12 protein-coding genes are annotated in these 13,120 nt (G+C 47.9%); 2 read left to right on the top strand and 10 right to left on the bottom strand.

Annotated elements, in window-relative coordinates:
* Window positions 1–43 precede the first annotated feature (43 nt).
* The 3 genes from AAA946_RS14425 to pepA form a co-directional block, all read right to left on the bottom strand.
* Entirely contained in the window at window positions 44–2,917 is a 2,874-nt protein-coding gene (locus AAA946_RS14425; RefSeq protein ID WP_338165442.1) for a valine--tRNA ligase, read from the bottom strand.
* A 98-nt stretch (window positions 2,918–3,015) separates the two neighbouring features.
* Window positions 3,016–3,471 (bottom strand): DNA polymerase III subunit chi, encoded by a 456-nt coding sequence (locus tag AAA946_RS14420; protein WP_338165441.1) that lies wholly within the window; start codon window positions 3,469–3,471, stop codon window positions 3,016–3,018.
* A 74-nt stretch (window positions 3,472–3,545) separates the two neighbouring features.
* Complete coding sequence (gene pepA / locus AAA946_RS14415; RefSeq protein ID WP_338165440.1) at window positions 3,546–5,054, bottom strand: leucyl aminopeptidase; 1,509 nt, start codon at window positions 5,052–5,054, stop codon at window positions 3,546–3,548.
* Window positions 5,055–5,245: 191 nt separating this feature from the next.
* On the opposite strand from pepA, the gene lptF reads away from it, so the two are divergent.
* Together lptF and lptG are read left to right on the top strand one after the other, a co-directional pair.
* Window positions 5,246–6,364: an LPS export ABC transporter permease LptF gene (gene lptF / locus AAA946_RS14410; RefSeq protein ID WP_338165439.1), complete on the top strand. Its 1,119-nt coding sequence runs from the start codon at window positions 5,246–5,248 to the stop codon at window positions 6,362–6,364.
* Window positions 6,365–6,366: 2 nt separating this feature from the next.
* Window positions 6,367–7,437: an LPS export ABC transporter permease LptG gene (gene lptG / locus AAA946_RS14405; RefSeq protein ID WP_338165438.1), complete on the top strand. Its 1,071-nt coding sequence runs from the start codon at window positions 6,367–6,369 to the stop codon at window positions 7,435–7,437.
* Between the two features lie 39 nt (window positions 7,438–7,476).
* Here lptG and mgtE read toward each other — a convergent pair whose 3' ends face one another.
* The 7 genes from mgtE to lptB all read right to left on the bottom strand — a co-directional run bounded on the left by mgtE (window position 7,477) and on the right by lptB (window position 13,118).
* Window positions 7,477–8,835 (bottom strand): magnesium transporter, encoded by a 1,359-nt coding sequence (gene mgtE / locus AAA946_RS14400; RefSeq protein ID WP_338165437.1) that lies wholly within the window; start codon window positions 8,833–8,835, stop codon window positions 7,477–7,479.
* A gap of 123 nt (window positions 8,836–8,958) precedes the next feature.
* Window positions 8,959–9,234, bottom strand: a complete 276-nt coding sequence (locus AAA946_RS14395; RefSeq protein ID WP_112463143.1) for an HPr family phosphocarrier protein — start codon at window positions 9,232–9,234, stop codon at window positions 8,959–8,961.
* Between the two features lie 8 nt (window positions 9,235–9,242).
* A complete protein-coding gene (gene rapZ, locus AAA946_RS14390) occupies window positions 9,243–10,100 on the bottom strand; it encodes an RNase adapter RapZ (RefSeq protein WP_338165436.1) in 858 nt (285 codons plus the stop codon).
* Window positions 10,101–10,118: 18 nt separating this feature from the next.
* Window positions 10,119–10,565 carry a PTS IIA-like nitrogen regulatory protein PtsN gene (gene ptsN, locus AAA946_RS14385; RefSeq protein ID WP_338165435.1) on the bottom strand — a complete coding sequence of 149 codons (447 nt, stop codon included), beginning with the start codon at window positions 10,563–10,565 and terminating at the stop codon, window positions 10,119–10,121.
* 1 nt (window position 10,566) lies between these two features.
* Window positions 10,567–10,854: a ribosome hibernation promoting factor gene (hpf, locus tag AAA946_RS14380; RefSeq protein WP_338165434.1), complete on the bottom strand. Its 288-nt coding sequence runs from the start codon at window positions 10,852–10,854 to the stop codon at window positions 10,567–10,569.
* A gap of 25 nt (window positions 10,855–10,879) precedes the next feature.
* Window positions 10,880–12,346: an RNA polymerase factor sigma-54 gene (locus AAA946_RS14375; RefSeq protein ID WP_338165433.1), complete on the bottom strand. Its 1,467-nt coding sequence runs from the start codon at window positions 12,344–12,346 to the stop codon at window positions 10,880–10,882.
* 46 nt (window positions 12,347–12,392) lie between these two features.
* On the bottom strand, window positions 12,393–13,118 hold the full coding sequence (gene lptB / locus AAA946_RS14370) for an LPS export ABC transporter ATP-binding protein (RefSeq protein ID WP_112478597.1): 726 nt from the start codon (window positions 13,116–13,118) through the stop codon (window positions 12,393–12,395).
* Window positions 13,119–13,120: the final 2 nt, after the last annotated feature.

Here is a 13,120-nt window from a genome sequence, read left to right as displayed (position 1 = left end):
CGAGAGTGTTACCACTCTCGGCTTATGTTTTTAGACTTGCTAATTAAAGCGCAGCAATAGTTTGCTTTTGCTCTTCAAGTTTAACTAGCGTCTCTTTGTAGCCTTCTAGCTTCTCACGCTCTTTAGCCACGACTGCTTCTGGTGCTTTTGCTACGAAGCCTTCGTTACCTAGCTTACCTTCGATACGCTTGATCTCGCCTTGAGTCTTAGCAATCTCTTTCGCTAGACGATCCAGCTCAGCGTCTTTGTCGATCAGACCCGCCATTGGGATCATCAGCTCAGACTTACCAACCAGTGCTGTTGCACATGCTGGTGTCTCTTCGCCTTCAGCCAGTACCTTGATGCCTTCTAGTTTTGCAAGTGAAGCAAGAACTGCTTTGTTTGCTTCTAGGCGCGCTGCGTCTTTCTCGTCAGCAACCTTCAGCATCACGTCCAGACCTTTGCTTGGTGCAATGTCGTATTCTGCACGAAGGTTACGGATACTAGTAATGAATGCTTTCACCCACTCGATATCATCAAGCGCTTCTTGGTTGAAGTTAGCTTCTTCAAACTGAGGTAGAGCTTGTAGCATGATTGTTCTTTCTTCAGAATCAGGGCCTTCAACACCGTCAACTAGTGGTATAACGCTTTGCCAGATAGTTTCAGTGATGTATGGCAGTACTGGGTGAGCAAGACGAAGTGTCTTCTCAAGTACGGTGATCAGCGTACGACGCGTACCACGTTGCTGAGCTTCGTTGCCTTTCCATAGAACTGGTTTAGTCAGCTCTAGGTACCAGTCACAGAATTGGTTCCAGATGAACTCGTAGATAGTGTTTGCTGCCATGTCTAGACGGTAGTTGTCTAGGTGAGCGTTAAACTCTTTGGCTGCCAGTTCGAACTGAGATTCGATCCACTTGTCTGCTAGTGAGTACTCGATGTCACCTTCGCCGAAGCCACAATCTTGGTCTTCAGTGTTCATCAGTACGTAACGGCTTGCGTTCCACAGCTTGTTACAGAAGTTACGGTAACCTTCAAGACGCTTCATATCCCAGTTGATATCACGACCTGTAGACGCCATTGCTGCAAGAGTGAAGCGAAGTGCATCCGTACCGTATGGTTCAATGCCATCCTCGAATGTCTTACGAGTGTTCTTCTCGATCTTCTTCGCTAGTTGAGGCTGCATCATGTTACCAGTGCGCTTCTCGACTAGAGACTCAAGATCGATACCATCAATCATATCGATTGGGTCAAGTACGTTACCTTTCGACTTCGACATCTTGTCGCCGTTCTCGTCACGGATTAGACCGGTAACGTAAACCGTCTTGAATGGTACTTGTGGCTTGCCATTTTCATCTTTACAGAAGTGCATGGTCATCATGATCATGCGTGCAACCCAGAAGAAGATGATGTCGAAACCAGTAACCAGTACATCTGACGGGTGGAAGGTTTTTAGATCGTCAGTGTTTTCTGGCCAGCCTTGCGTTCCGAATGTCCATAGCGCTGAAGAGAACCAAGTATCCAGTACGTCATCGTCTTGGCGCAGTACAACAACCGGTGCCAGACCGTTCTTCTCACGAACTTCTTCTTCGGTGCGACCTACGTACACGTTGCCGTCGTTGTCGTACCATGCTGGGATACGGTGGCCCCACCATAGCTGACGAGAGATACACCAGTCTTGAATGTCACGCATCCAAGAGAAGTACATGTTTTCGTACTGTTTAGGCACAAATTGGATTTCGCCGTCTTCAACGGCTTTAGTTGCTGTTTCAGCAAGAGGGGCTGTGCGAACATACCATTGGTCAGTTAGCATTGGCTCAATAACCACGCCACCACGGTCGCCGTAAGGTACCGTTAGGTCGTGATCTTTGATCTCATCAAGAAGACCCAGCTCTTCGAATTCTGCCACGATCGCTTTACGAGCAGCAAAACGCTCCATACCGTGGTATTTCGCTGGAAGCTCGGTTGTATACGCGTCGCTCGCTTCACCGTTGGTGTTAAATACTTCAGCGGCGTCACGGATATTGGCATCGAAGGTTAGGATGTTGATCATCGGTAGTTGATGACGTTTACCTACTTCGTAGTCATTGAAGTCGTGTGCTGGTGTGATCTTCACACAGCCTGTGCCTTTTTCCATATCGGCATGCTCGTCACCCACGATAGGGATGCGGCGATCAACGATAGGAAGCAGGATTTCTTTGCCAATAAGATCTTTGTAGCGAGGATCTTCAGGGTTTACTGCAACGCCCGTATCACCAAGCATGGTTTCTGGACGAGTGGTTGCAACAACGATGTAGTCTTTGCCTTCAGCGGTCTTAACGCCATCCGCTAGTGGGTAGCGGAAGTGCCACATGTGGCCTTTTTTGTCTTTGTTTTCTACTTCTAGATCTGAGATTGCTGTGTGCAGCTTTGGATCCCAGTTAACTAGACGCTTACCACGGTAGATAAGATCGTCTTCATATAGACGAACGAAGACTTCTTGAACGGCGTTAGACAGGCCGTCATCCATAGTAAAGCGCTCGCGATCCCAGTCTACTGAAGCACCTAGGCGACGAAGCTGTTTAGTGATCGTGCCACCAGACTCGCCTTTCCATTCCCAAATTTTGTCAATGAATGCGTCACGACCGTAATCGTGCTTAGTTTTGCCTTCTTCAGCGGCGATCTTGCGCTCAACAACCATTTGCGTTGCGATACCCGCGTGGTCGGTACCAACTTGCCAAAGGGTATTTTTGCCTTTCATGCGCTCAGCACGGATCAGAGTATCCATGATGGTATCTTGGAAAGCGTGACCCATGTGCAAGCTACCAGTGACGTTCGGTGGCGGGATCATGATGCTGTATGATTCTTTAGATGTGTCACCGTGTGGCTTAAAGTAGCCTTTCTCTTCCCAAGTCTTGTACAGAGCTTGTTCGATAGATTGTGGGTTATATGTCTTTTCCATAGCTTTCTTGGATACTTACTTTAATCTGTGAAAGAAATTTGCCAAACCTTATAAATAAACGAGAGTGTGTCACGCTTACTTATAAGGATTGACCTTGATTAGGATTCTGAATGTTGAATCTCAATGGTTTGTAGCTGATAGCCCGCTTGACGGTAAATTTTATACCTTTCTCGCGCAACTTGCTTAGCTTTTTCTTCGCAAGGGACGAAGTCTACCACTTGACCAAAGGAGTTCGCAAAGGTTGCGTGACTATTAGCCAGATTTATTACCAATTGACGGTTCCAACTGGGTTTAAGCCCTTCAAAACCGATCTCAACCGGTGTGCCATTCTTTGGTCCTTCCCCCACTAAATTGTGGGCAATAAATTGCTCTGGGGAAACTTGCCAGAAAAACTCAGCCACAGTCTCAGCGTGCTGTCTATCGGTGCAATTGATGTAGAGTTTGGCTCCTTGCCCAGTGAAGTGACGACTAAGAAAATGCACATAGGCAAACCAACCTTGCGGCGTTGCTTGCTCAGACTCTTCTCCAATAATGTAGAACGTTGCAGTATTCATATCGTGACTTCTGTGTATAGAGGGAAATTACGGATGCCTAAAACTAAAAAAGGGCCTTGCGGCCCTTTTTTCGATTACTCTTCAGTCTCTTGGCCACTGCGGTTAAGCAAGAATTGGACAAGTAGTGAGACTGGACGGCCAGTAGAGCCTTTTGCTTTACCAGACTTCCATGCGGTACCTGCGATATCTAGGTGAGCCCAGTGGTACTTCTTCGTAAAGCGCGATAGGAAGCAGCCAGCAGTAATGGTACCGCCAGGGCGGCCGCCAATGTTTGCCATGTCTGCAAATGGGCTTGCTAGCTGTTCTTGGTACTCATCTGCCATCGGTAGGCGCCAAGCTCGGTCACCCGCTTGCTCAGAAGCGTTAACTAGCTCGTGAGACAGTGGGTTGTGGTTAGAGATAACACCGCTGATGTGGTGACCTAATGCGATAACACAAGCACCTGTTAGCGTCGCTACGTCAACCACACACTCTGGCTCGTAACGCTCAACGTATGTTAGCGCGTCACACAGTACCAGACGGCCTTCTGCATCGGTGTTAAGTACTTCAACCGTTTGGCCTGACATGGTGGTTAGGATGTCGCCTGGACGGTAAGCATTACTACCTGGCATGTTTTCACAACCCGCGAGGATGCCAATAACATTGATAGGTAGGTTTAGCTTCGCAAGTGCCTTCATGGTACCGAATACCGATGCCGCACCACACATGTCGTACTTCATCTCATCCATGCCTTCACCCGGTTTTAGCGAGATGCCGCCTGAATCGAAAGTCAGGCCTTTACCGACCAGTACGATTGGTTTTGCGTCTGACTCTGGGTTGCCCTTGTATTCCATGATAGACATCATAGATTCGTTCTTAGAGCCACGACCTACCGCTAGGTAAGAGGTCATGCCTAGTTTTTCCATCTCTTGCTCACCGATGATCTTAGTCGTGACGGTTTCATAGTCATCAGCAAGGCGACGAGCTTGAGACGCTAGGTAAGCAGGGTTGGCAATGTTTGGTGGCATGTTGCCAAGATCTTTTGATGCTTTCACACCTGATGCAACCGCGAGACCATGCGCAATCGCTTTTTCGCCTAGGTTTAGTTCACGACGCGTTGGTACGTTAAATACTAGTTTACGAAGTGGACGGCGAGTTTCTGGCTTGCTGCTCTTGAATTGATCGAAGGTATACAGACCATCTTTGGTCGCTTCTACCGCTTGGCGTACTTTCCAGTATGTGTCGCGGCCTTTAACGTGAAGCTCGGTTAGGAAGCAAACGGCTTCCATTGAACCCGTTTCGTTCAGCGTGCTGATGGTTTTTTGGATAATTTCTTTGTATTGACGCTCGCCAAGCTCGCGCTCTTTACCACAACCTACTAGAAGTACACGCTCTGACAGTACCCCAGGCACTTGGTGCAAAAGAAGCATTTGGCCTGGCTTACCTTCAAGGTCGCCACGGCGTAGCAGTGAGCTGATATAGCCATCACTGATTTTGTCCAGCTGCTCTGCAACTGGTGAGAGACGACGTGGCTCAAAAACGCCAACTACGATGCAAGCACTGCGCTGCTTCTCTGGGCTGCCACTTTTTACACTAAACTCCATGCGTACTCCTACATCCTAAAGACAAATAGAACTAAATGTTAGATAATCGATTATTAGTGTTTGAAATTTATGTGCCAGTTCGGCCTATAATCTAAAGATAAGAATCGATCAAAAAAGTAAAAAATAAAAGGTTTATCCGAAAACTATAGCGATTCAATCAAAAAAACAAGTTTTGTATAGGTGTTTTCACTGTGATTATTGTTAGATATTTGATCAGAGAAACAGTTAAGAGCCAATTAGCTATCTTTTTAGTGCTCTTTCTCGTGTTTTTCAGCCGTCAATTTATCCAAGTGCTTGCTGATGCGTCGGATGGGGACATTCCCGCCGGACTGATTATGACGTTGGCGGGGATCAGCATGCCAACCATGGGACTGTTGATGTTCCCGCTGAGTATCTACATCGGTATTTTGGTTACGTTTGGTCGTTTATATGCCGAAAGTGAAATTACGGTCATGAACGCCACTGGTATCGGTAACAAGTTTTTGATCCGTGCCGCGATGTATCTTGCTGTGATCACCACCTCGCTGGCGGCATTTAATGCATTTTGGCTTGCCCCTTGGACGCAAGAGCAAGAAGTGCAGATCCGAGAAAAGCTGGCGTCGGAAAACTCAGTTGAGCTAATTCAAACGGGGAGCTTCCAGCGCACGCCAGATGGGTCGTCAGTGGTGTTTATTGACGATATCCGTAATCGCAAACTGGATAATGTATTTGTTGCGCAGCTCAGCCCTAGAGACTCTATATTGCCAAGCGTGATTTCTGCCAAATCCGGTGAGGTGAAAGAGCTGAGTGATGGCAGACAAGTCATTGCCCTGTACGATGGCACCCGTTATGAAGGCATACCAACGCGCCTAGAATATATGATCACGGAGTTTTCCGAGTATGAAGGGGTGATTGGTCAGCGTGAAGTGAAGCCAAGAGGCCGCTCATGGATGGCCATTCCGACCTTGGATTTGATCTCTGATCCTACGCCAAAAGCGCAGGCTGAGCTTCATTGGCGCATTTCCCTTGTCGTATGTATCCCATTGTTAACTATGCTGGTGGTACCGCTGTCAGCGGTGAACCCAAGGCAGAGCAAGTTTGCCAAAATGGGGCCGGCGATATTCGTTTACTTTGCTTACTTTATGGCGATCAGCGCAATGAAATCGGCGCTAGAAGATGGCGCATTCCCAACTTATATTGGTCTGTGGCCCGTGAACTTTGCGTTGTTAGTCGCGGCGATTGGGGTGAACACTTGGGATACCGTGCCAGTAAGAAAAGTCAGAGAAAAATGGCGTCGCAAAAGACGCGGTAAGCCGCAAGAGGTAGCGTAAACGTGTTTCGAATTTTAGATGTCTATGTTGGCCGAACCATTATTACCACCATTTTGCTGGTATTGTCGGTGTTTGTTGGTTTGTCAGCGGTGATCAAATTTGTTGAGCAGCTGCGCTCTGTCGGTGAAGGTAGCTATGATATGCTGTCGGCTATGTACTTTGTACTGCTTGGTATGCCGCGTGATGTGGAACTGTTTTTCTCTATGGCTGCACTGCTTGGCTCGCTTATTGGCCTTGGTATGTTGGCGGGTAGTTCTGAGCTGGTGGTCATGCAGGCTGCCGGCATTTCAAAAATGCGTATTGGTTTTTCGGTGCTCAAGACCGCAGTTCCATTGATGCTAGCGGTGATGGCTCTCGGTGAATGGGGGGCACCAACTACTCAGCAAATGGCTCGAGACTTACGCATGCAGTCCATCACCGGGGGAAGTATTGTTTCGGTGAGGAATGGGGTCTGGGCGCGGGATGCTAATGACTTTATTTTTATCTCCAAAGTCGATGGCGAGTCTATCCAAGGCATGAATTTGTGGCGTTTTGACACCGATAAGCATCTGGTGGCGACGATATACGCTGATCGTGCCGATTATCTTGGTGATAACCGTTGGCAGATGTACGACATTCAAGTGACGAATATGGCAGATAGTGTGGTGCTCAGCAAAGAGACCATCGATAGCCAAGAGTGGCAAACATCGCTCGTTCCTGACAAGTTGGCCATCGTGACGGTTGACCTCAACGAGCTGCCACTGAGCGGACTTTGGGACTATACCCAATACTTGAAAGACTCAGAGCAAGATGCATCACGTTATGAATTAGCCTTTTGGCGTAAGGCAACCCAGCCTATATCGGTGGCGGTGATGATGCTGATGGCACTCTCGTTTGTGTTTGGTCCATTGAGAAGTGTCACCATGGGGGCACGAATTCTCTCTGGTGTGATAGCGGGCTTTACCTTTTATATTTCCAGTGAGTTCTTTGGCCCAGTGAGTCTGGTGTACGGCATGTCACCGCTGTTTGGTGCTTTAGGGCCAAGCTTGGTATTTCTCACCATTGCATTACTCTTGTTGAGAAGAAAGCTATAGAAGACTAAAAAATAAGGCTCCAATGGAGCCTTATTTTTTTTATGTAATCATGATGGTAGCGAGGCCCAAGAACACGGATAGGCCAACCACATCGGTAATCGTGGTGAGTGCCATACCTCCTGCGAGTGCAGGGTCGATGTTCATTTTCTTAAGCAGAATTGGGATGGTTACCCCGGCAATACCCGCGACCAATAAGTTGGTCATCATTGCGGCAGAGATAATGCCGCCCAGCATCCAGTCGCCTTTCCAAGCCACGACAATACCGCCGATGATGAGCGCCCAAAGGATCCCGTTAAGAAAGCCGATCGCCGCTTCTTTGAGGAGCAGTTCTCTGCGGTTACTGTCACCAATGTGGCCCAGTGCCAAGCCGCGAATGACGAGTGCTACCGTTTGGTTACCCGCAACACCACCCATGGAAGGGACAATCGTCATTAATACTGCAATAGCGGCCATTTGCTCAAGGGTTGCCTCAAACATGTTGGACACTGAGGCTGCCGCGAGTGCAGCTAAGACATTCGCCCCGAGCCAAACACTGCGTCTTCTAGCAGATTTCACCACAGGTGCGAAGGTATCTTCGTCATCATCCATACCCGCCATACTCATCATGGAGTGTTCGGCGTCTTCACGGATGATGTCGACCACGTCATCGATGGTAATACGGCCAACGAGGTGGTGCTGGCTATCCACTACCGGCGCGGATACCCAGTCACGACGTTCAAATAGCGAAGCCACATCGGAATCACTGGTTTCAACATGAATGGCTTCATCGGCATCGTCCATCACGTCACTAACTTTGATATCGGGCTGAGTGGTTAACAAAGTGGTCAAAGAAAGGTGACCAATCAGCATATCTTCTTCATCAATGACATACAGCGCATCGGTGGCTTCTGGCAGCTCACCTTTCATGCGCAGATAACGCAGTACGACATCGACATCGACATCACCACGAATGGTGATAACGTCGGTATTCATGATGCCACCAGCGGTATCTTCTGGGTAAGATAGGGCGGTTTCGACGCGTAAACGGTCGGCCGTATCCATTTGCGATAGAACTTCACGAGAGACATCATCTGGAAGACTACGAAGAACGTAGGCCACATCGTCGGTGTCCATGCCTTCCGTCGCTTCTGCGAGCTTCTCGGGCGCCATTTTTGAGACTAACGCATCTTTGACATCCTCGTTAAGTTCATCAAGGATCTCACCGTAATCTTCAGGATCGGTTAGCTGCCACAGTACTTCACGGCTTTTGCGTGGTGAGGCTTCTAAAAGATGGGCGATGTCTTCAGGCTCCATGTCCTGAAGTTGTCTACGAACGAATACGAAGCGGCCGTTTTCTAGCGCTTCTGTGACTTCTTGGAGGGTTTGGTGAGCTTGATCGAATTCTATTTGCTCTGCCATGGATGCCCCCTACACTCAACTGCTTGTTAATGTACTGAATAGTAGCCTAATTCTGCTTGTTAATTAATAACTAGTTATCAATGGCGAGAAAGTTTTTTGTTTGGAGTAGGCTGGGGGATGACGTTACTCGTCTTCGTCGAAACGATGTTCGACCAAGTCACAGACGGCATTGAGTGCCGCTTCTGCCTGAGTGCCTGTTGCTTTGATGGTAATGTTCTCACCTTGTGCTGATTCAAGCATCAATAACCCCATCACGCTGTCGGCTGTGGCTTCTTTCTGTTCGTGGTTACAGATGGTCACTGTCGCATCAAAGCTCTGTGCTAATTCGACCAGTTTAACCGCGGCGCGAGCATGCAGACCAAGACGATTGAGAATAAGCACAGTGCGAGAGTGAGACATTGATATTCCTATTGGTTTTTTTCGAGTGAGGCGTGACGGATTTTCACCTTGTGGCCGAGCTGCTCGAAATACTCACCGATTTGCTGAGTAATATAAACAGAGCGGTGCTTGCCACCAGTGCAGCCGATTGCCACGGTCAAATAACTGCGATTGTTCTTTTCTAGTAGCGGAAGCCAACGCTCGACAAAGCCTTGGATTTGATGCTTTAGTTCAATCACATCAGGATAGGACTCAAGAAATGATTTAATGGGAGCATCGAGGCCAGTCATTGGGCGAAGCTCTGGTTGCCAGTGTGGGTTCGGCAAAAAGCGCACATCAAACACATAATCTGCGTCACTTGGCATGCCATATTTAAATCCAAACGACTGAAACACCATGACCAGCTCTTTTTTCTCTTGTCCTTCTATCTGAAAGCGAATGGCTTCACTGAGATCATGAATAGACTGCTTGCTGGAGTCGATGACGTAATCGGCTTGCTCTTTAATTGGCGCGAGCAGTGTGTGCTCTAAATCGATCGCTTGCTCAAGAGAGAGTTTGTCTTCACGCTGCGACAAGGGATGAATACGGCGTGTCTCGCTATAGCGAGTGAGTAACACCGACTTGTCGGCATCGAGAAACAGCAGCTTGACGTCGTGCTTTAAAGACAACTGATCCAGCGTCAGTGAAAGCTGAGCAAGGTTTTTAGGTAGGTTTCGGATATCGATACTGACCGCGACACTTTGCTGCGTGTCTTGGCTGGAATCAACAAATGGGCCAAGAAGGTCGACAGGAAGATTGTCAACACAGTAGTAGCCGGAGTCTTCTAGGACTCGCAAGGCGACACTTTTGCCAGCCCCTGAGTGTCCACTTACCACAACCAAACGCATGTCTGCTGGTTTCCTTGATCAGTGACTAACAATGATGTCGTAAAGCTCTTGATCGCTTTGAGCATTACGCAGTTGTTTGAGTACCGCTTTGTCGTTAAGACGCTCTGCCATACAAGAGAGTGTTTTCAGGTGCTCTTTGCATTGTGCATCTGGTACAAGCAGCGCGAACATAAGATCAACAGGGCGATTGTCGATGGCATCAAAGTCCACCGCATCTTGGCACTGAAGCAATACCGCCACCGCTTTGTCACTGTCTTGCATGCGGGCGTGTGGAATGGCAATACCATTACCAATGCCAGTGCTGCCAACTTTCTCTCGGCTTAGCATGCATTCAAACAGCTCCGTTGAGTTCTTTCCAGTGTGCTGTGCGGCGATTTCGCTGATGATTTCAAGCGCGCGCTTTTTGCTGGTACAAGGGACTGCACTTTTGGTGCAGTCCAGCGTTAATACTTCACTTATTTGCATTTTAGTGATTACTTAGCTTTTCTTTGTGCTTATTCAGTTGTCTGGTCAGTTTATCTACTAACGAGTCAATCGCAGCGTACATACTCTCATCATTGGAGGCTGCGTGAATTTCAGCTTGATTTACGTGGAGCGTAGCTTCGGCGATCTGGTCTAATTTTTCAACTTTTAAAACCACATGAATGTTGTTTATGTGCTCAAAAAAGCGCTCGAGCTTCTGAAATTTACTGTGAACGTAGTCTTGCATTGAATCAGTGAGATCAACATGGTGGCCTGTAATTTGAATTTGCATAGACTTTCCTTCTTAGTTATTGACCTTAGAGTAGGCGTTTACGCTGACTGGATGGGGCGATGCCCAACGATTCACGGTATTTCGCTATGGTTCGCCTAGCGACCTGAATTCCTTGGTCAGCGAGTTGAGCTGCGATTTTACTATCGCTCAATGGCTTGGCTGGGTTTTCCGCAGCAACAAGCTTCTTGATTAGGGCACGAATTGCAGTAGAGGAGCATTCTCCGCCATTGTCAGTCGACACGTGGCTTGAGAAGAAGTATTTGAGCTCGAAGATACCGCGCGGTGTATGCATGTACTTTTGTGTGGTCACGCGAGAAATCGTAGATTCGTGCATATCGACGGCTAGCGCCACATCATTAAGCACCATTGGTTTCATCGCCTCTTCGCCATATTCGAAGAAGTCATGTTGGTGTTCGACGATACACTTGGCCACTTTTAATAGGGTTTCGTTGCGGCTTTCTAGACTCTTAATCAGCCATTTCGCTTCCTGAAGGTTGGAGCGAATATATTGACTGTCAGCGCTGTTGCCTGTACCTAGCTGAGCATACTGCTGATTGACCTTGAGTTTCGGCACGCTGTCAGGGTTGATTTGCACTACCCACTTGCCGCGGTCTTTGAATACCGATACATCCGGTACTACGTATTCGGTTTCATCCGGCGTGATCTTACTGCCTGGACGTGGGTCAAGCTGCTGAATAAGCTTAAGCACTTCGCGAAGCTCGGCTTCTTTCAGCTTGGTCTCTTTAATGACTAACTTATAGTCACGATTACCCAGTTGGTCGATATGGTGAGTAAGGACTAACTTCGCTTCAGCAAGCCATGGCGTATCTTCAGGGAAGGTAGCAAGTTGCAATAGCAAGCAGTCTTGTAAGTTGAGTGACGCAATGCCCAGTGGATCAAACTGCTGAATGCGCTTGCGTACCGCTTCGACTTCATCAAGCTCGACATCGTCAATGTCGACACTTTCCAGGATTTCTTCACACGAGAGCGTGAGATAGCCGTAGTCGTCCACAGCATCAATGATGGCCAGAGCGATAGCGCGATCGGTTTCGGTAAATGGCGTTAAATCGAGCTGCCATACGAGATAATCTTGCAGAGACTGGGTTGTTTCACCTTGATAAATAGGCATGTCATCGTCAGCTGCGATGCCAGTATTTCCGGTATTGGCGCTGTAGACGTCATCCCAAGTGGTGTCCATTTCGAGCTCGTTGGAGATCTCCGATTTTTCAATTTGATCGGAACTGTCTTTAAGCTCAGGCTCACTGGTTATTTCTGCAGTCGGGCTCTCATCTTTATTCTCAGCATTTGGTTTGTCGTCATTGCTTGTCTCTTCAACGGCTTCTTCGACGTCGAGGAGCGGATTTGAGTCCAGGGCTTCTTGGATCTCTTGTTGCAAATCAAGCGTCGACAATTGCAGCAAGCGAATTGCTTGTTGCAGTTGTGGCGTCATTGCTAACTGTTGACCTAGCTTGAGTTGTAATGAGGGTTTCATGCAGTGTTATGAGCCTATTATTAATATTGTATCCATGCCTATTAAATCATAGTCTGAATTGTTCACCGAGATAAACCTGTTTTACGTGTTCATTATTGAGAACATCTTCAGGACTTCCCTCTGCGATCAAGTGACCTTGACTCACTATGTAGGCTTTTTCACAAACATCTAGCGTTTCGCGTACGTTATGGTCAGTGATGAGTACACCTAACCCTCTGTCGCGCAAGTGTTCAATAATTTTCTTTATATCAATTACAGAAATTGGGTCAACCCCAGCAAAAGGCTCGTCGAGCAGAATAAACTGCGGGTTTGCTGCCAGTGCTCTAGCGATTTCAACGCGTCTTCGCTCGCCACCAGAGAGTGCCATGCCTGCGCTTTTACGAATATGCTGAATATTAAACTCGTCGAGCAAATCTTCGAGTCTATCTTGTCTTTCTTCTTGGGTTAGCTCATTGCGTGTTTCCAGTACTGCCATGATGTTGTGTTCAACACTGAGCTTACGGAAAATCGACGCTTCTTGAGGTAGATAACCAATCCCCATTTTAGCGCGGCTGTGCATTGGCAGAATGCTGATGTCATTGCCATCAATGGTAATGCTGCCTTCGTCGCGCGCGACCAGACCGACGATCATGTAAAACGAGGTTGTTTTACCGGCACCATTCGGGCCGAGCAAACCGACAATCTGACCGGATTCTACTGACAAACTCACGTCAGAGACGACCTTACGGTTTTTGTAGCTCTTCGCCAAATGCGAAGCTTTCAGTAACGCCATAT

Origin of the sequence: Vibrio sp. 10N (assembly GCF_036245475.1) — a bacterium.
Lineage (GTDB): Bacteria > Pseudomonadota > Gammaproteobacteria > Enterobacterales > Vibrionaceae > Vibrio.
Note: the sequence above shows the minus strand (reverse complement) of the source record. Positions and strands in the feature narration are given on the sequence as shown.

Coding starts and splice junctions, on each gene's coding strand:
- hpf (WP_338165434.1), bottom strand. CDS start 10,854: ATGCAAATTCAAATTACAGGCCACCATGTTGATCTCACTGATTCAATG.
- AAA946_RS14375 (WP_338165433.1), bottom strand. CDS start 12,346: ATGAAACCCTCATTACAACTCAAGCTAGGTCAACAGTTAGCAATGACG.
- rapZ (WP_338165436.1), bottom strand. CDS start 10,100: ATGCGTTTGGTTGTGGTAAGTGGACACTCAGGGGCTGGCAAAAGTGTC.
- lptB (WP_112478597.1), bottom strand. CDS start 13,118: ATGGCGTTACTGAAAGCTTCGCATTTGGCGAAGAGCTACAAAAACCGT.
- AAA946_RS14420 (WP_338165441.1), bottom strand. CDS start 3,471: ATGAATACTGCAACGTTCTACATTATTGGAGAAGAGTCTGAGCAAGCA.
- pepA (WP_338165440.1), bottom strand. CDS start 5,054: ATGGAGTTTAGTGTAAAAAGTGGCAGCCCAGAGAAGCAGCGCAGTGCT.
- AAA946_RS14425 (WP_338165442.1), bottom strand. CDS start 2,917: ATGGAAAAGACATATAACCCACAATCTATCGAACAAGCTCTGTACAAG.
- AAA946_RS14395 (WP_112463143.1), bottom strand. CDS start 9,234: ATGTCTCACTCTCGCACTGTGCTTATTCTCAATCGTCTTGGTCTGCAT.
- mgtE (WP_338165437.1), bottom strand. CDS start 8,835: ATGGCAGAGCAAATAGAATTCGATCAAGCTCACCAAACCCTCCAAGAA.
- ptsN (WP_338165435.1), bottom strand. CDS start 10,565: ATGCAAATAAGTGAAGTATTAACGCTGGACTGCACCAAAAGTGCAGTC.